Origin of the sequence: uncultured Parabacteroides sp. (assembly GCF_905196875.1) — a bacterium.
In the GTDB taxonomy this organism is placed as follows: domain Bacteria; phylum Bacteroidota; class Bacteroidia; order Bacteroidales; family Tannerellaceae; genus Parabacteroides.
Window position 1 is genome coordinate 1 of record NZ_CAJJWO010000055.1, and the last position, 16,045, is coordinate 16,045.

Sequence of the window (16,045 nt, forward strand, 5' to 3'; positions counted from 1 at the left end):
TGAAAGTGAACGGAACGAAGCAGGCCGTATCTGTTCAGCCCGGTTCTTTTATTACCGTTTCCCGTAAATGGAAAAAGGGCGACCGTATCGAAGTTAATTTCCCGATGTCGCTCTACACCGTATCGATGCCGGATAATGCCGACCGCCGTGCTGTCTTCTATGGTCCTTCTTTGCTTGCAGGAGTTTTCGGACCTCAGGAGCGGAAGATCGGTGATGTCCCTGTTTTCATCAATGAGGAGAAAGATATGGTAAAACAGATCGAGCCAGTTAAAGGGCAACCGCTGACTTTCCATACAGTAGCCCCTGGTGGTCCCGACAATGTTTCTATGATCCCGTTCTTCAAGACGTACGATCAATACTATACCGTTTACTGGGATGTGTTCTCTCCCGAAGAATGGAAACAGGTGGAAGCCAAACGTACCGCCGAACTGGAGCGCATCGCCCGCCTGGATGCCAAGACGCTCGATTACATCACCCTGGGCGAAATGCAGCCTGAACGCGATCATAACCTGGAAGGCGAAAACACCCGTGTCGGCGAATTCGGTATCCACAAATATCGCTTTGCTTATGAAGAAGGCTGGTTCTCATTCAACATGAAGTGTAGTTATAATGAACCGACCCAGTTCCTGATGACTTACTGGGGTGGTGACAGTGGCAAATATACTTTCGAACTGGTTATCAATGACACATGGGTACAACCGGTAACAGTCAAAGGCAATCCGGAAGAGTTTGCAGAGATGGTAATCGATCTTCCGAAGGAACTGACCGAAGGTAAAGATAAGATAAAAGCCATGTTCCGCGGAGTAGGAAAGAACAGGGTTAGCAACCTGTACAACTGTCGTTTGATGAAGAAAGAGTAAAAGCTGAGATTCCTTTTCCTGATTATATGTATAGTTGAACCGGTAGGCATCCGTTACCAAAGCGGTGCCTATCGGTTTTTTGTCCGGTGCTTATCCGTTCCGGGTTTGTTTACTTCTTCAGTGCTTCCAGTAACTTATCGATTGTCTCGGCTGCTGTCGGCTCGCTTTTCAATAGCTGCACGAACTTACTGCCGATAATGGCACCTGAAGAATTAGAGGATGCCGCCTCAAAAGTCGCTTTGTTGGAGATGCCGAAACCAACCAAACGCGGATTCTGTAGATTCATTCCGTTAATACGGCGGAAGTAGGCCTGCTTCTGATCGTCGAAGCTTTGTTGTGCTCCGGTAGTGGCGGCACTCGATACCATATAGATAAAGCCGGAAGTATGCTCGTCGATCAGGCGGATACGCTCTTCGGAAGTTTCCGGAGTGATTAGCATGATCATTTTCAGATCATAGCGGTCGGCTGTCTCTTTGTAGTCGGCCATATAATCGGCAAAAGGCAGATCGGGGATGATCACGCCGTCTATGCCAACCTCTGCACACTTCTTGCAGAATGCCTCGAAACCGAATTGCATGATCGGGTTGAGATATCCCATCAGGATGATCGGGATCTGTACTTCTTTTCGTACGTCTTTCAACTGGTCGAAGAGAATGTGGAGCGACATACCGTTGCGTAATGCCTGCGTAGCGGCTTCCTGGATGACAGGACCGTCGGCCATCGGATCGGAAAAAGGAATGCCTACTTCAACCGAGTTGATACCTTTTTTTTCCAACTCTTTCAGAATGGTTACCGTATCGTTCAATTGCGGATAACCGGCTGTAAAGTAAACGGACAGGATGCCGTTCTTTTTTGTTTCGAATAGATTTGTAATACGATTCATATCCTTGTCTTTTTATTATTTCTTAATCTTATCAATAAATGCTTTTAGTTTCTCTGCATCTTTCATGCCCGGAGCTGTTTCGAAGCCGCTGTTGAGGTCGAGACCGGCAAGTTTCGGATGATGGAAACGGCGGATGTCTTCCACGCTGTCCGGATTGATCCCACCGCTGAGCAGGAACGGCGTTTGCCCTTTGTAGGCAGCGAGTACCGACCAGTCGAACTGCTTGCCCGACCCTCCATATCCGTTGCATTTTGTATCGAACAGGAAATAATCGGCACGTCCTTCGTAATCGGCTGTCAACTTTAAATCCTCTTCATTCGCAATGGAAAAAGCTTTAATGACAGCATACCCCCGTTTCTGCAACGCATAACAGGTATCCGGCGATTCATTCCCATGCAACTGCAAATACCCCAGCCCATAGCTATTCCCCATCTCCATCATATATTCTAGGGAAGCATCCACAAAAACACCGACCCGTACGGGCGGTTCGCGAACCGCCCTCTCTTCAGCCTCTTTTTCTCCAATCATCCTCTCCAAAGAAACATCCCCCACAAAGCGAGGCGAACGGGCATAAAAGATAAACCCCATCCAATCGATCCCCACCGTTGCCACCCGGCGGATATTCTCCGGATCACGCATACCGCAAACCTTGATCAACATGACAAACCTTTTATAAAACCGGATAAGGTTTCACCCGGCTCTTCTGTTTTCATAAATGTTTCACCGATCAGGAAACCACGGAAACCGGCTTCTCTAAGACGACCTACTGTTTCTGTATCGGAAATACCGCTTTCGGAAACCAATAGGGGAGAAAGGTCTTTTTCTTTAACTATTTCCTGCATTTTTTCAGCCAGATGGAAGGAATTAACCACATCGGTGTGGAAGGTTCCGAGATTACGGTTGTTCACACCCAGCATGTCGATATGCGGATTCAGATATTCCAGTTCTTTTTCGTTGTGGACCTCCAGTAGTGTTTCCAATTGCAACGTATGTGCCAGTTCCGCCAATTCAAGACATTGGTCCGGAGTGAGGCAGGCGGCTATTAGTAATACGGCATCGGCTCCCATGATACGGGCCTGGTAAAGCTGGTACTCGTCTATGATAAAATCTTTCCGTAGCAATGGAATATCGACTAATTTGCGTGCCAGGCACAGGTCACCCAGTGAGCCGCCGAAGAATTGCGGGTCGGTAAGGATTGAGCAAGCAGAAGCCCCGGCTTCTTTATAAGCAGGAACTATCTTTGCAATAGCGGCATCAGGATGTAACCAACCTTTGGACGGGCTTTTACGTTTAAACTCGGCGATGATTCCCGAAGAGGAAGCAGCCAGAGACGCACGCATCGAATAGGTGGTACGTTCCAGCCGTTCGCCACCTAATGCCAGTAACGTTTGAAGGCGAACGGCCTGTTTCTGCCGCTCTACTTCAATACGTTTATTGGCTATGATGTCTTGTAAAATATCTTTCATAATTAGTTGTTTAGTGAAATGAACTTCTTCAATGTTGCCAGTGCATTACCGCTTTCCAGTGATTCACGGGCTTCGGCGATACAGGTCTCTATCTTCTTTTCGGGACAGATCACCTGAATGGCGAAGGCGGAGTTGGCAATCACACAGTTTTTCTGTGCCGGGGTTGCCGTATTCTTCATCACGCTATCGAAAATACGGGCGGCATCTTCTACGGTTTGTCCGCCGTCGAGATCGGCCTCGGTACAACGGGAGAAACCTAACATCTCCGGAGTATACAATTTCTCTTTTTCCGGCATAGCTACTTTAAACTCGGTTGTCAGGGATATTTCGTCGAACCCGTCCAGACTGTGAACAACGGCAAAACGTGTTCCGCTTTCCTGGTATGTATAACTGTACAGACGGAGTAATGGCAGGTTATATACCCCTAGTAATTGATAGGCTGGCATCACTGGATTAACCAGCGGGCCGAGCATATTGAAGAAGCTACGTACTCCCAGGCTTTTACGTACCGGAGCGACAGCCTTCAAGGCTGCGTTGAACAAAGGAGCATGCAGGTAGGCAATGTGGCAGGCTTCCATCGATTCGCGAAGTTTGTCGATATTGTTCGTAAACTTGACACCGTGTTGTTCCATCACGTTGCTGGCTCCACTTACGGAAGTCGCTCCGTAGTTACCATGTTTCACCACATTGTAACCGGCTCCTGCTACTACGAAACAGGAAGCGGTACTGATATTGAATGTATTTTTACCATCGCCTCCGGTTCCTACAATATCGATAGGTTTGTAGTCGGTCAGGTCGACCGGTACACGCATTTCAAGCAGTGCTTCTCGGAAACCGGATAGCTCTTCTACGGAAATGTTACGCATCAGGAATACCGTGATCAGGCTGGCTATCTGTGAATCGTTATATTCTCCGGCTGCCATCTTTTGTAGTATCTGACGGGCTTCGTCACGTCCCAGATACTGATGTTCGAATAATCTGTATAATATATCTTTCATTGTATTACGCTTTTAACCAGTTTTCAATAATAATCTTTCCTTTTGGAGTCAGTACCGATTCCGGATGGAACTGGATACCACGAACATCGTATGTGCGGTGACGTAAAGCCATGATTTGTTTCTCTTCCATATCCTCCGCTGTTATTTCCAGGCATTCCGGGAAGTTGTCGCGAGATACAGCCCACGAATGATAACGTCCGGCACGGAATCCGGGTTCGAGGCCGGCAAACAACGGTTCTTTGGCTGTTACCCGGATATCGGAACAAACGCCGTGATGCACGTCTGTCAGGTTGATCAGGGTTGCCCCGAAGGCTTCGCCGATAGCCTGTTCGCCCAAACAAACTCCCAGGATACTTTTTGTCGGAGCATACCGGCGGATCAATGGGAGCAGTATACCTGCTTCTTCAGGGATACCGGGGCCGGGCGAGAGAAGTATCTTGTCGAAACGCTCTACTTCGTCCAGTGATATTTTGTCGTTGCGGTGCACTTCCACTTCTGCACCCAGCTCCTTCAATATATGTAATAAATTGTAAGTGAAGGAATCGTAATTGTCGAATAATAATATTTTGCTCATAATATTGCTTGTTTGTGGGGCGGTTCGCGAATCGCCCGTACGGGAGAAATTAGTTCTTTAGTTTTGCGGCCAGGTCGATTGCTTTTTTCAAAGCTCCCAGCTTGTTGTTTACTTCCTGAAGTTCGCGTTCGTCGTTGCTCTTGGCAACGATACCGGCACCAGCCTGATAATATAACACGTTGCCACGGCTTACGAATGTACGGATGGTGATAGCCTGATTCAGATCGCCGTCCAGGCCGATAAATCCGATACAACCGCCATAAGCACCGCGGTTATGCTTTTCCAGGTCGGTAATCAGTTGCATGGCGCGTACTTTCGGTGCACCACTCAGGGTTCCGGCCGGGAAGGTATCTATATAAGTCTTAACGGGATTGCTTTCACTGTCGACTTCTCCACTTACGCGGGATACGAGGTGGATAACGTGGCTGTAATATTGTACTTCTTTGTAGAAATCGACTTGTACGTTGTGGGCATTGCGGCTCAGGTCATTGCGGGCAAGATCTACGAGCATCACATGTTCGGCATTTTCTTTTGGGTCGGCCAGCAACGCTTCTGTACGTTGTTTATCTAAAGCCACATTTCCCGTGCGGAAAGCGGTTCCGGCAATCGGGTCAATGCTTGCGTGTCCTTCCGTCACCTTGCAATGTGTCTCAGGAGAAGAACCGAAGATGCGAAAACCACCGAAATCGAAATAGAACAGATAAGGAGAAGGGTTGACGCTTCGTAATGCACGATATACTTTAAAGTCATCTCCTTTGAAAGGTTGTTCGAAGCGGCGGCTCAATACGATCTGGAAAACATCGCCGCGCATACAGTGTTTGATACCTTCGCGCACCATCGCTTTGTATTCTTCGCCGGTGATGGGAGATGTTTCCGGACCTGTCGTCTGGAAATTATAGGAGGCATAGTTGCGGTTTTCGATCAGTGTCTCTATTTCCTGTAAGTTACTTTTTTCATTTTCCTGTAATAACTCGACTAATGTCAGTTCATTTTTGAAGTGGTTGAACACGAGGATATACTTATATAATATGTATAGCATATCAGGAGCATCGTTTTCTTCATGGTGAGCTTCCATTACCGGGATGTTTTCGAAGTAGCGGACAGCATCAAAGGCTGTGTAACCGAACAGGCCGCACACTTTCTTATCAGCTCCTTCAATGCTATAACGGCCGAGGAAGGCATTCATCGCATCAGCAACGTTGTAACTTTCGGTGAGTGGGGTTATTTCCCGGCTTCCGTTGGGGAAGGTTGCGGTGCATTCACCATTGTTGATACCGATACTTGCCAGCGGACAAAGGGCGATAAATGAAAGGCTGTTTTCATTTCCATGGAAATCCGAACTTTCCAATAAAGCTGATTCCGGATAAATATCCCGTACTTTCAAATAAATGCTGACAGGAGTGTGCAGGTCGCCTAAAACCTGTTTGCTTATAGTTTTGAAATGATAATTTTTCATCGGTTACTTTCTGTTTTTATATTCAATATATGTATCCATATCTTTATCTCCACGTCCGGAAACAGTCAGTACGACTACATCCTCCGGTTTAAAATCCACCTTGGCAAGTGCTCCTAAAGCATGTGCACTTTCCAGTGCCGGGATAATTCCTTCCAGACGGGTCAGTTCGAATGCAGCTTCCAAAGCTTCGTCATCATCGACTGCTAGGATGGAAGCCCGGTGGGAAACAGACAGGTTTGCATGGATCGGTCCGATACCCGGATAGTCCAATCCGGCAGATATTGAATAAGGCTCTTCGATCTGTCCGTCTTCACTTTGCATCACCAAAGTACGAGCTCCGTGGATAATACCCTTTTTCCCTAGTTGGATAGTGGCGGCACTCATTCCTGAACAGATGCCTTTACCTCCGGCTTCAGCCAATACGAGTTTTACCCGTTCGTCGTCAATAAAATGGTAGATCGTTCCGGCAGCATTACTGCCACCTCCAACACAAGCAATCAGATAGTCCGGATTTTCGCGTCCTTCCTGTTCAAGAAGTTGTTTTTTTATCTCTTCACTGATCACCGATTGCAGGCGAGCTACCATATCAGGGTAGGGATGAGGTCCTACAGTAGAACCAATGATATAATAAGTATCGGAAGGATGACAACACCAGTCGCGGATCGCTTCGTTTGTTGCATCTTTCAATGTCATATTACCGGAAGTAACGGGGACAACCGTTGCACCGAGCATTTCCATTTTCTGTACATTGGCATGTTGGCGTTCCACGTCGGTTTTACCCATATAAACGATACATTCCATATTCATCAGAGCACAGACGGTTGCGGAGGCAACGCCATGTTGGCCGGCACCTGTTTCGGCAATGATCCGTGTTTTACCCATGCGGCGTGCCAGTAGGATCTGCCCGATCGTGTTGTTGATCTTATGGGCACCGGTGTGATTCAGGTCTTCCCGTTTCAAATAGATCTTACAGCCATACTTTTCGCTTAACCGTTTAGCCAGGTAAAGAGGAGAGGGGCGGCCTACATAGTCGCGCAGCAATTGGTTGAATTCCTGCTTGAAACTCTCGCTTTCGAGTACTTCCAGATAAGTCTTTTGTAAATCTTCCACACACCGGTGAAGTATCTCTGGGATATATGCCCCACCGAACTCACCATAGTAACCATTCTTGTCAACTTGATACGTTTTCATCTTTTGTTATATTATTTTAGTTGTATTCCATCTTATTAAAAAAGAAAAAAGGCCTGTCGCAAGTGCGACAGGCCTTCTATGATATCTTTCTCTAGTATATACACAGGACTGCGTTCCTTACGACCGTTGTAGGAGTAAAGAGCGCCACCACCAAAATGTATTTACTATAAATGTTCTCATCACTTTTTTGTTATTACGGCAGCAAATATAGATATTCTCTGACAAACAGCAAATGATTTGGCACTTTTTTTTATCACGAATCCCTGACAATTTCTTCTTATCTTTGTCGCATGAAACAGACAGACGAATTCAGGCAATTTGTAAAAGAACATGCTGGCGACGATTTGACACGGTTGTTGCTGAGTGCTTCCCGTTATCCATCGGTGGATGTTTCCTTTGCAGTCGAACAGATTGCTTCCAGGCATCAGATCAAAGACAAACTACCTGTATGGTATGCAAACGACGCCTTGTTGTTTCCCTCTAAAATATCGGCGGAGCAATGCTCGTCCGAGCAGACAGCTTTGTATAAACAGCGGTTGGTAGAGGAAAGTGATACCCTATGTGATCTAACCGGAGGTCTGGGGATCGACAGTTATTATCTTTCCCGTAAAGCCCGTCATGTCACCTATATAGAACGTTTCCCTGCTTATTGTGAAGCGGCACGCAATAACTTTTCCGTACTAGGAACTGATAATATCACTATAATGGAAGGGGATAGTACAGAATTGATTTCCGGATTACCTGAAATCAGTGCTTTTTATATTGATCCCGCCCGCCGTGGTGAGGGTAATAAGCGTGTTTATGCCTTACGGGACTGTGAGCCGGATCTGCCTGCTATTTTACCTGAATTGTTCCGTCATGCACCTAAAGTAATAGCCAAACTATCTCCGATGGCTGATATTCGGATGACATTGGATTTATTGCCGGGAACTACCGGGATTCACGTTTTGTCAGTGAAGAATGAATGTAAAGAATTGCTCTTTGTAGTAGAACGTGATGCCGTTACGGAATCACCGCTTATCCATTGTATTAATTATACCAGCAATGGCCAGGAAGAATCTTTCTCCTTTGTCTGGGAGGATGAACGGCGGGAAGGCTTGCATTTGTCAGATCGTGTAAAGGACTTTCTGTATGAACCGAATGCTTCTTTGTTGAAAGCCGGAGCTTTTAAAAGTGTGGCTTCCCGTTTCGGGCTTGGTAAGTTAGATGTCAATAGCCACCTTTATACATCGGATACTCGGTTGGAGAATTTTCCCGGAAGAAGTTTTCGTGTAGAAAATATACACCCTTTTACAGGAAAACTATGTAGAACTTTATCGCGACTTATTCCACAGGCGAACATTTCTGTACGGAATTTTCCTCTTTCCGTAGACGAATTACGTAAACGTACAAAGATCGCAGATGGGGGCGATATATATATCTTTGCGACTCAGATAGGATCTGAAAAAATATTGGTAGAATGCCGGAAGCGTGGTTGAATGTGCATTCGAAAAAGGAAAGGTTGAGCGGCTGGTTACTAGTCCCCGTAACCTAAAGATTTGTAATTTTAACGGTTATAGCTTCTGAATCAATATTGTTGTCTGGATTTTATCCCTATATTTGCGTGGTTAAATCAAATACATGAAATGATACAGAAAGATTCTTACACTTCTGCGCAGTTGACCGCGATGGTTGTACTGCGATTATTTATTGGTTGGCATTTTGCCTATGAAGGGTTGGTGAAGATCCTGAATCCCAAATGGACTTCGTTACCTTATCTGATGGATTCCAAAGGTTTTATGTCAGACTTTTTCTCCGGATTGGCTAGTGATCCGGCGATGATGAACATGGTCAATGCGCTGAACGAGTGGGCATTGCTGTTGATTGGTCTTGGACTGATCACAGGTGCTTTCAGCAAACTCTCTTCTATCGGGGCAATGATATTGCTTGCGTTTTATTACCTTTCCCATCCTTCATTTATCGGTGCACAATATATGATGCCGTTTGAAGGATCTTATCTGTGGATAGACAAGAATCTGGTTGAGATGGCTGCACTGGCTGTGTTGCTGGTTTTTCCCACCTCACATATTATCGGGCTGGACCGTTATCTGAAAAAAGCAATCCCCTTATTGTCTAAACTCAAATTAATGTAATATCATGGTAGCAGAAAATAACAACAATACTCCGAAAGAAAATAAAGGCCCCGAATCGGAAGGCCGACGCAATGCCCTGAAGGCACTTGCCACTATTCCTGTATTGGGTGCACTGGGCTTTGGTGTTTACAGGAAACAACAATACGATAAAAAAACGAAAAGTCTGGGCAGTTCTTTCCGTTTCGATAAGGAACATTATATGATCCCTGCCCAACCGGACGGAAAGAAGATACGTATCGGGATGATCGGTTTCGGTATCCGCGGTAAGCAGCTGATGCGCGCTGCCGGTTTCGCCGAGCCATCCTGGATCGACGGACTGATTGAAGGGGCAAAGAATGACAGTAAGGACAAGCGTTACGAACAGTTCCTGCAACAGGACGATCTGAATATCGAAGTAACCGGCGTATGCGATATCTTCGATGTATATGGCGAAGCGGCTGTACTGGCTGCCTCCAACATCCACCGCGAAGGGTCGAACGGTACTTTCGGTAAGGCTCCGAAGCGTTACAGAACCTATCAGGAATTGTTGGCGGCCGATGATATCGACGCCGTTATCATTGCGACTCCCGACCATTGGCACAGTACGATGGCGATGGAAGCTGCCAAGGCTGGTAAACATGTGTATGTAGAGAAACCTCTTTCGTGGACGGTCCCCGAAACTTATAAGGTACGGGAAGTGGTGAAAGAAACCGGTATTGTATTTCAGTTAGGTCATCAGGGACGTCAGACCGACAGTTATATCCGTGCCAAGGAGATTATCGATAAAGGCCTGATCGGTAAAGTTTCCCTGATCGAAGTATGTACCAACCGTAATGACCCGAACGGAGCCTGGGTATATCCGCTGATCGACGGTGCTTCCCCCGAGACGATCGACTGGAAACAGTTCGAAGGACCGGAAGAACGTATCAAGGAATATACCGACTATATGATTTCCAATAACCTGCAACGGTATATAGGTCCTGACCCTCGCGATAAGTTCAGCCTGGAACGTTTCTTCCGCTGGCGTTGCTGGTGGGATTACAGTACAGGTTTGAGCGGTGACCTATTGACACACGAATATGATGCGATCAACCAGATATTCGATGTCGGTATTCCTCACTCGGCAACCTCTTCCGGTGGCGTCTATTACTTCAAAGATGGCCGTACCGTGCCGGATGTATTGCAGACTACCTTTGAATTTCCGGATAGGGATATGACAATGTTGTATAGTGCCACACTGGCAAGCAACCGTCCGCGTGGCAAAGTCATTATGGGACACGATGCCCAGATGGAACTTTCCAATACGATCACCTTGAAGGCCGATCCGGCTTCCGAGATCTATAAGGAGAAGATCGACAAGGGAATCATTAAACCGAACGAACCGTTCTATACCTATGTACCGGGACAAAATTCGGTGGATGCCATCACGTCGCCTACGGAGTTGTATTTTGCTCAACGCGGTCTGCTTTACACCTATGTAAGCGGTAAACGTTACGACACGACTCACCTCCATATCCGCGAATGGCTGGAATGTATTCGTCAGAACAAGCAACCCAGTTGTAATATCGATGCCGCATTTCAGGAGGCCATGACCGCCCACATGGGAACACATGCTTATCTGGAGGGACGCACGATGTATTGGGATAAAGAGAAAGAAGAGATCGTAAGAGGATGATGACAGAGATACTTATCTACATAAACAGCATAATAATCAACTGTGCCGATATCACCCGAATAAACATCGAAAGGGGATAGACCGTAGCGTAGGCAACGGAAGGTTCGTCACCTTCCACCGTGGTGTTGGCATAGGTCAACGCCATGGGGTTTGCCATGCTGCCGCAGAGCATTCCGACGTTATGAGCATAGTCGAGTTTGAGGAATTGGGAGGCGATGAAGCCGACAATCAGTATAGGAACGATAGTCAATAGGAAGCCGAGGCCAATCCATAATAGGCCTTCCGCCCGGAATACCGTCTCGAAGAAGTGGGCTCCCGAATCGATACCCAGTCCTGCCAGATAGATTACGATACCCAATTGACGCAACATCAGGTTGGCACTCATTGTTGTATAAGTGGTCAGGTGGAAACGCGGACCGAAGGCTCCCATCAAGATACCTACGATGATAGGACCACCGGCAATACCTAATTTGATAGATGTAGTCATGCCTGGCAGCATAATAGGTAAGGAACCAAGCAGGACCCCCAGCGAGATACCGATAAATACGGCGAGCAAGTTTGGGTTATCCAGGCGTTTGATCTCATCACCCAGTATCTTTCCTACATTATTAACCGCATTCTTTTCACCGACGATTGTCAGACGGTCACCGATCTGCAAGCGTAGGTTTGTATCGGCTATCAGGTCGATGCCAGCACGATTGACACGGGTGATATTGATACCGTAAAGGTTACGCAGACGGAGTGATCCGAGCTTTACACCGTTCACGCGGTTGCGGGTGACGACAATACGGCGGGAAACCAGTTGTGAGTCAATTGCGTTCCAATCGATATCTTCTTTGTTCCAGTCTACGTTTTCTTCTTCTCCGAAGAGGACCTTGATTGTTTCAGTGTCTGATTTTTGGGAGATAATCAATAGATGGTCGTCTTCGTGAAGTATCATATCGGAAGTAGGAATACTGACTTTTCCGTTACGCCATACCCGTGAGATAACGAAATGTTTCTCCGTCAGCTTCATGATATCCTTGATACTTTTGTCGTAGATAGCAGGGTTGCTGATATGGAATTCGGTAACACTGGGTTTAGAGTTGTGTTTTTCCTTTTCGTTGGGCAGGTTCTTGTTACCGAATACTTTCCGTAGCAGGATGATAGCTATGATCACACCTACAACGCCCAAGGGATAAGTTACGGCACAAGCCAGTGCCATGTCGGTCACTTCTTTATAATCGGCAGGATTCACCTGTAATAATGCTTGTTGGGCAGCTCCCAGTGCCGGTGTATTAGTGACTGCGCCACAGAGCAGCCCGACCGTATTCGGAAGCGAAACACCTGTGGTCCAGTGTAGGACAAGCGTCATGATCAATCCGAGCAGGATTACGCCCAGCCCCATCATATTCATGGCAACACCGCCTTTCTTCAGCGAAGAGAAGAAACCCGGACCGACCTGTAACCCCAGGGAATAGACAAACAGGATCAGACCGAAACTCTGTGCAAAGTTCAGCATATCCTTATTGACCACAATCCCGAAGTGTCCGGCCATGATTCCGGCAAAGAATACAAAGGTAATACCTAGTGATATACCGAATATCTTCTGTCTTCCCAGAAACAGTCCTACTGCTGAAACCAGTGAGATCACGATAACAGCCTGCAACATCGTCGGCTCAAAAAAAGCTTCCTGCAACCAATCCATATCCGTGTTATTTGTTGAGGATACAAAGATAGGGCTTTATTTTGATAACAGATGAAATAATGGAGTAATGTGGGAATAGAGGAATGGGGTGGGAACAGAAAAATGTATAAGGGCAGGTCCAGAACCTGCCCTTATAAGGTTGGTATATATTTACTTGCCGAATAATTGTACTTGTAATTTCTTTTCCGGGCTGACAATCATATTGTCTACCTGATAGCTGACCGACTGACTGCTTTCATTTTTAGGCAGAATAACCAAGACCGTTTCTCCAGCCGGTACTTCGATCGTTTCCGGGTAGCCATTGGTGTTTTTGTCGATTTTCTTTAACAGGAAAGGGACATCTGTGTGGTTGACGATGCTTCGGTAAGAACGTTCGGGAGTGGTGTGATGGGTCGCTTTCACTTCGATGGAGGCCTGGAAGAACTTCCGTAGCAAGTCCTCTTTTCCCATCAGGGTGTCGTAAAACCAGATCAGGGTGCGGCGGTCGAAGAGCGCTTCTCGGATTCCTTCTGCTGTGCGGTCTTTTGACAAGACAAGAGTCATCGGGCGGTGGCTGGTGGTACGGAAGTCATATAAACGTTCGATTACGTCGTGTACATCGGTGTTACAAAGCAGGGTCAGGTTCTTTTCGTTTACCCAGTTCAAAGCAACCGGATACCATTCGAATTCGTTGAAAACCTCGATACCGTTCAGCCAACCTTTTTGGTAGAGTGTCTCGTGCACGTCATGCCATTGGATAGAGTCGACACCCCATCCAGGATGGTTCCACTGGATAAAAGCTCCCTGATTGTGAGCTTCTTCAATTGCTTTCATATAATCCTTCTGGTCGAGGGCATTCACATCTTTTACGAACAGAGCATTCAAATGACCGGGAGGCATCGAACGGGTGATTTCACCCCCTTTGATAAGAATAATCTCTCGGCGTGCCGCTTCCTCTTGGGCGAGGTTGAAAGAGTAGTTATGATTACCCTTTTCGATGGCCGGGCGTGCCGGTTGTCCTTCGATATGGTCGGTGATGGCGATTGCATCCAGGCCTTCTTCCCAGGCTTCCTGCACCCGCAGGGTCGGCCAGACGATACCGTCGGAGAAGATGGTGTGGATATGGAAGTCACATTTCAACAGGTTGTACCTGTCGATCTGCGGCAGGCGAATCTCCTTACGGGCCTTTACCCGTTCTTTTCCTACTTTTATCTGTTTGGGCAGTGCTTCCTGCGCATTTACACATACACCAGCCGCCAATAATGATAGTGCGATCAATACGTTTGTTGTCTTCATATTACATTTTTATATTGCCTTATTAAATAATTCTCAGTTCTCCATTTTCAATTATCAATAGCCTCTATTCCCATCCGAACAACTGCGGAGCCAGTGCCGGATTCAGTTCCATTTCGTGTTTGGGGATCGGGCGGTAGTAGAACTTAGGCTCCTGGAATGTGCCGATCTCTTTGATGGTCAGGATGTTTCCTTTCGTTCCTTCTGTCAGGTAGACGCTCGCATTCGTGTCGTTGATTGTTCCGGTTCTGTAGTAGACCAGTTTTTTACCCAGCGAGTTGCTTTCTTTGTCTGCTTCGGCAGGGATGTCCTGTGAAGAAGGTATCAGGTAAATATCTTCGATACCGTCTCCGGTCAGGTCGAACTTGCCTAGAGAGGGGAAGTAGAGACCTTCAGGTTCTTTTTCCAATAGCTTTCCGGCTTTCCAGCGCATCAGGTCGTCGTAGCGGAAACCTTCGAGGGCAAGTTCGACACGGCGTTCGCGGCGTATTTCCTGCAGGGTGGAAGAGATATTCGGGAAGGCTTTCTGCATGACCGGATCGACTGTCGGATTCAGCTGCATGGCAGGGAGACCGGCACGTGAACGGAGCAGGTTGATTGTTTTGTTCAGGTCATCCTGCGTCAGTTCACCTAATTCGACACGGGCTTCGGCATAGGTCAGCAACACTTCGGCATAGCGGAGTACCGGATAGTCGATACCCAGGTAATAGTCTTCGTCCTTATTGTTGATAAAACCTTTGATCTGGTGGTAACCAGAAAAATTCTTATTCAGGTTCTGCACATAAATACCTGCCCCCGGCGCATAAGTCATCGTGTTGATCAGTTCCCATCCCGGCCAGGCAAGAGTCTGCCACATACGCGGGTCACGGTTTTGGAACTCTTCGACGAACTGTTTGGTCTCGTAACCCGGTTGGGCGGAATAGTAAGAGCCGTCTTTCATCAGGTACGACTGTACCAGGTCTTTGGTCGGGCAGGGGATATAATTACCGAACATAAAGGCCCAGAAACCGTTTCCCTGTATTTTCCTGTCGAAGTAGGTTGCCAGAATGATTTCAGGGTTGGTGCTCAAGTCGGAACTTTCGAACAAGGTGTGATAATCGTTGTCTACATCCCCCGTCGTGTAGATGCTGAAGCCTCCTTCGTTCATGATCTGAAGCGCAACATCGGTAGCCATTTTCAGGTAAGTGCTGGCAGAACTTTGCAGGTTCAGCTCGTCGTGATACTTACGGTAAGTACCCTCATATAAGGCATGACGCGCCATATAAGTGAGGACAACCCATTTATCTACGGCACCGGTCTCCTGGCCGGTCTTTACATGCTCGGCGGCAAACTGGAAATCCTCGAATATCTTCTGAACGACGAAATCCCTTGAGTCGCGTGGCTTGTATAAATCTACATCTGCGGTAGTCAATGTCTTGTCGTACCAGGGAACATCGGAAAAGCGTTTCACCTTGTCCATATAGAAGCGGGCGCGGAAGAAGCGGGCTACTCCCTGGTAATGTGCCAGTACATCGTCGGCTACCTGTGCCTTTTCGCAGTTTTCGAGGAAAAGGTTGATCGTGCGTAGTTTATCCCATTCCCAGCCTGCACTGACGGTTGTCGAATTGGGGTTGGTTGAGATCATGATGTTCTTTACTTCCACCACGTCCGTTGTAGCCTGGTTATCTGTGCCGGCATCTGCCGTATAGTTATTGAAGTTGGGGAAATCGTAGAGGTTATAACAATACATTTTCAGGTCTTGTTCCGTATTGAAGTAACTGTCCACGCCGATTTCCGTCTGTGGTTGACGGTCCATAAAACTGTCGTTGCAGGAGGTCGCTGCGAGGCAGGCAAGGATCGTTGCCAAGGAATATAATTCTTTTTTCATTGTTT

14 protein-coding genes are annotated in these 16,045 nt (G+C 47.0%); 4 read left to right on the forward strand and 10 right to left on the reverse strand.

All coding sequences use genetic code 11. The annotated features are described in order from the left end of the window. Nucleotides 1-860 (forward strand): DUF6805 domain-containing protein (locus QZ076_RS16135; RefSeq protein WP_293714729.1); only part of this gene is annotated, 860 nt, incomplete at its 5' end. Between the two features lie 109 nt (nucleotides 861-969). On the opposite strand, the gene trpA is transcribed toward QZ076_RS16135, so the two are convergent. Genes trpA through trpB form a run of 7 tightly spaced genes read right to left on the reverse strand, consistent with a single transcriptional unit; the run spans nucleotide 970 to nucleotide 7,428 of the window. Beyond that, on the reverse strand, nucleotides 970-1,743 hold the full coding sequence (gene trpA / locus QZ076_RS16140) for a tryptophan synthase subunit alpha (RefSeq protein ID WP_293714731.1): 774 nt from the start codon (nucleotides 1,741-1,743) through the stop codon (nucleotides 970-972). Nucleotides 1,744-1,758: 15 nt separating this feature from the next. Further along, on the reverse strand, nucleotides 1,759-2,403 hold the full coding sequence (locus QZ076_RS16145; protein ID WP_293714733.1) for a phosphoribosylanthranilate isomerase: 645 nt from the start codon (nucleotides 2,401-2,403) through the stop codon (nucleotides 1,759-1,761). Then, nucleotides 2,397-3,209, reverse strand: coding sequence for an indole-3-glycerol phosphate synthase TrpC (gene trpC, locus QZ076_RS16150; RefSeq protein ID WP_293714735.1), 813 nt, complete (start codon nucleotides 3,207-3,209; stop codon nucleotides 2,397-2,399). Before trpC ends, QZ076_RS16145 begins: the two co-directional genes overlap by 7 nt. 2 nt (nucleotides 3,210-3,211) lie before the next feature. Continuing rightward, nucleotides 3,212-4,207 (reverse strand): anthranilate phosphoribosyltransferase, encoded by a 996-nt coding sequence (trpD, locus tag QZ076_RS16155; protein ID WP_293714737.1) that lies wholly within the window; start codon nucleotides 4,205-4,207, stop codon nucleotides 3,212-3,214. Nucleotides 4,208-4,211: 4 nt separating this feature from the next. Further along, on the reverse strand, nucleotides 4,212-4,781 hold the full coding sequence (locus QZ076_RS16160; RefSeq protein WP_293714739.1) for an aminodeoxychorismate/anthranilate synthase component II: 570 nt from the start codon (nucleotides 4,779-4,781) through the stop codon (nucleotides 4,212-4,214). Nucleotides 4,782-4,830: 49 nt separating this feature from the next. Beyond that, nucleotides 4,831-6,237 (reverse strand): chorismate-binding protein, encoded by a 1,407-nt coding sequence (locus QZ076_RS16165; RefSeq protein ID WP_293714741.1) that lies wholly within the window; start codon nucleotides 6,235-6,237, stop codon nucleotides 4,831-4,833. Nucleotides 6,238-6,240: 3 nt separating this feature from the next. After that, a complete protein-coding gene (trpB, locus tag QZ076_RS16170; RefSeq protein WP_293714743.1) occupies nucleotides 6,241-7,428 on the reverse strand; it encodes a tryptophan synthase subunit beta in 1,188 nt (395 codons plus the stop codon). Between the two features lie 290 nt (nucleotides 7,429-7,718). Here trpB and QZ076_RS16175 point away from each other — a divergent pair, with 290 nt between their 5' ends. The 3 genes from QZ076_RS16175 to QZ076_RS16185 all read left to right on the forward strand — a co-directional run bounded on the left by QZ076_RS16175 (nucleotide 7,719) and on the right by QZ076_RS16185 (nucleotide 11,214). Beyond that, on the forward strand, nucleotides 7,719-8,906 hold the full coding sequence (locus QZ076_RS16175) for an SAM-dependent methyltransferase (protein ID WP_293714745.1): 1,188 nt from the start codon (nucleotides 7,719-7,721) through the stop codon (nucleotides 8,904-8,906). A gap of 147 nt (nucleotides 8,907-9,053) precedes the next feature. After that, on the forward strand, nucleotides 9,054-9,560 hold the full coding sequence (locus QZ076_RS16180) for a DoxX family membrane protein (protein WP_293714747.1): 507 nt from the start codon (nucleotides 9,054-9,056) through the stop codon (nucleotides 9,558-9,560). Nucleotides 9,561-9,564: 4 nt separating this feature from the next. Further along, on the forward strand, nucleotides 9,565-11,214 hold the full coding sequence (locus QZ076_RS16185; RefSeq protein ID WP_293714749.1) for a Gfo/Idh/MocA family oxidoreductase: 1,650 nt from the start codon (nucleotides 9,565-9,567) through the stop codon (nucleotides 11,212-11,214). A 16-nt stretch (nucleotides 11,215-11,230) separates the two neighbouring features. Here QZ076_RS16185 and QZ076_RS16190 read toward each other — a convergent pair whose 3' ends face one another. The 3 genes from QZ076_RS16190 to QZ076_RS16200 form a co-directional block, all read right to left on the reverse strand. Further along, nucleotides 11,231-12,901, reverse strand: coding sequence for a putative transporter (locus QZ076_RS16190; RefSeq protein ID WP_293714751.1), 1,671 nt, complete (start codon nucleotides 12,899-12,901; stop codon nucleotides 11,231-11,233). Nucleotides 12,902-13,051: 150 nt separating this feature from the next. Further along, a complete protein-coding gene (locus tag QZ076_RS16195) occupies nucleotides 13,052-14,176 on the reverse strand; it encodes an Sb-PDE family phosphodiesterase (RefSeq protein ID WP_293714753.1) in 1,125 nt (374 codons plus the stop codon). A 64-nt stretch (nucleotides 14,177-14,240) separates the two neighbouring features. Further along, on the reverse strand, nucleotides 14,241-16,040 hold the full coding sequence (locus QZ076_RS16200; protein ID WP_293714755.1) for a RagB/SusD family nutrient uptake outer membrane protein: 1,800 nt from the start codon (nucleotides 16,038-16,040) through the stop codon (nucleotides 14,241-14,243). Nucleotides 16,041-16,045 lie beyond the last annotated feature (5 nt).

Excerpts from the sequence above, each read along its gene's own strand:
- QZ076_RS16165 (WP_293714741.1), bottom strand. The coding sequence starts at position 6,237 with ATGAAAAATTATCATTTCAAAACTATAAGCAAACAGGTTTTAGGCGAC.
- QZ076_RS16145 (WP_293714733.1), bottom strand. The coding sequence starts at position 2,403 with ATGTTGATCAAGGTTTGCGGTATGCGTGATCCGGAGAATATCCGCCGG.
- trpC (WP_293714735.1), bottom strand. The coding sequence starts at position 3,209 with ATGAAAGATATTTTACAAGACATCATAGCCAATAAACGTATTGAAGTA.
- QZ076_RS16185 (WP_293714749.1), top strand. The coding sequence starts at position 9,565 with ATGGTAGCAGAAAATAACAACAATACTCCGAAAGAAAATAAAGGCCCC.
- QZ076_RS16200 (WP_293714755.1), bottom strand. The coding sequence starts at position 16,040 with ATGAAAAAAGAATTATATTCCTTGGCAACGATCCTTGCCTGCCTCGCA.
- QZ076_RS16190 (WP_293714751.1), bottom strand. The coding sequence starts at position 12,901 with ATGGATTGGTTGCAGGAAGCTTTTTTTGAGCCGACGATGTTGCAGGCT.
- trpD (WP_293714737.1), bottom strand. The coding sequence starts at position 4,207 with ATGAAAGATATATTATACAGATTATTCGAACATCAGTATCTGGGACGT.
- trpA (WP_293714731.1), bottom strand. The coding sequence starts at position 1,743 with ATGAATCGTATTACAAATCTATTCGAAACAAAAAAGAACGGCATCCTG.
- QZ076_RS16180 (WP_293714747.1), top strand. The coding sequence starts at position 9,054 with ATGATACAGAAAGATTCTTACACTTCTGCGCAGTTGACCGCGATGGTT.
- QZ076_RS16160 (WP_293714739.1), bottom strand. The coding sequence starts at position 4,781 with ATGAGCAAAATATTATTATTCGACAATTACGATTCCTTCACTTACAAT.
- QZ076_RS16195 (WP_293714753.1), bottom strand. The coding sequence starts at position 14,176 with ATGAAGACAACAAACGTATTGATCGCACTATCATTATTGGCGGCTGGT.
- QZ076_RS16175 (WP_293714745.1), top strand. The coding sequence starts at position 7,719 with ATGAAACAGACAGACGAATTCAGGCAATTTGTAAAAGAACATGCTGGC.
- trpB (WP_293714743.1), bottom strand. The coding sequence starts at position 7,428 with ATGAAAACGTATCAAGTTGACAAGAATGGTTACTATGGTGAGTTCGGT.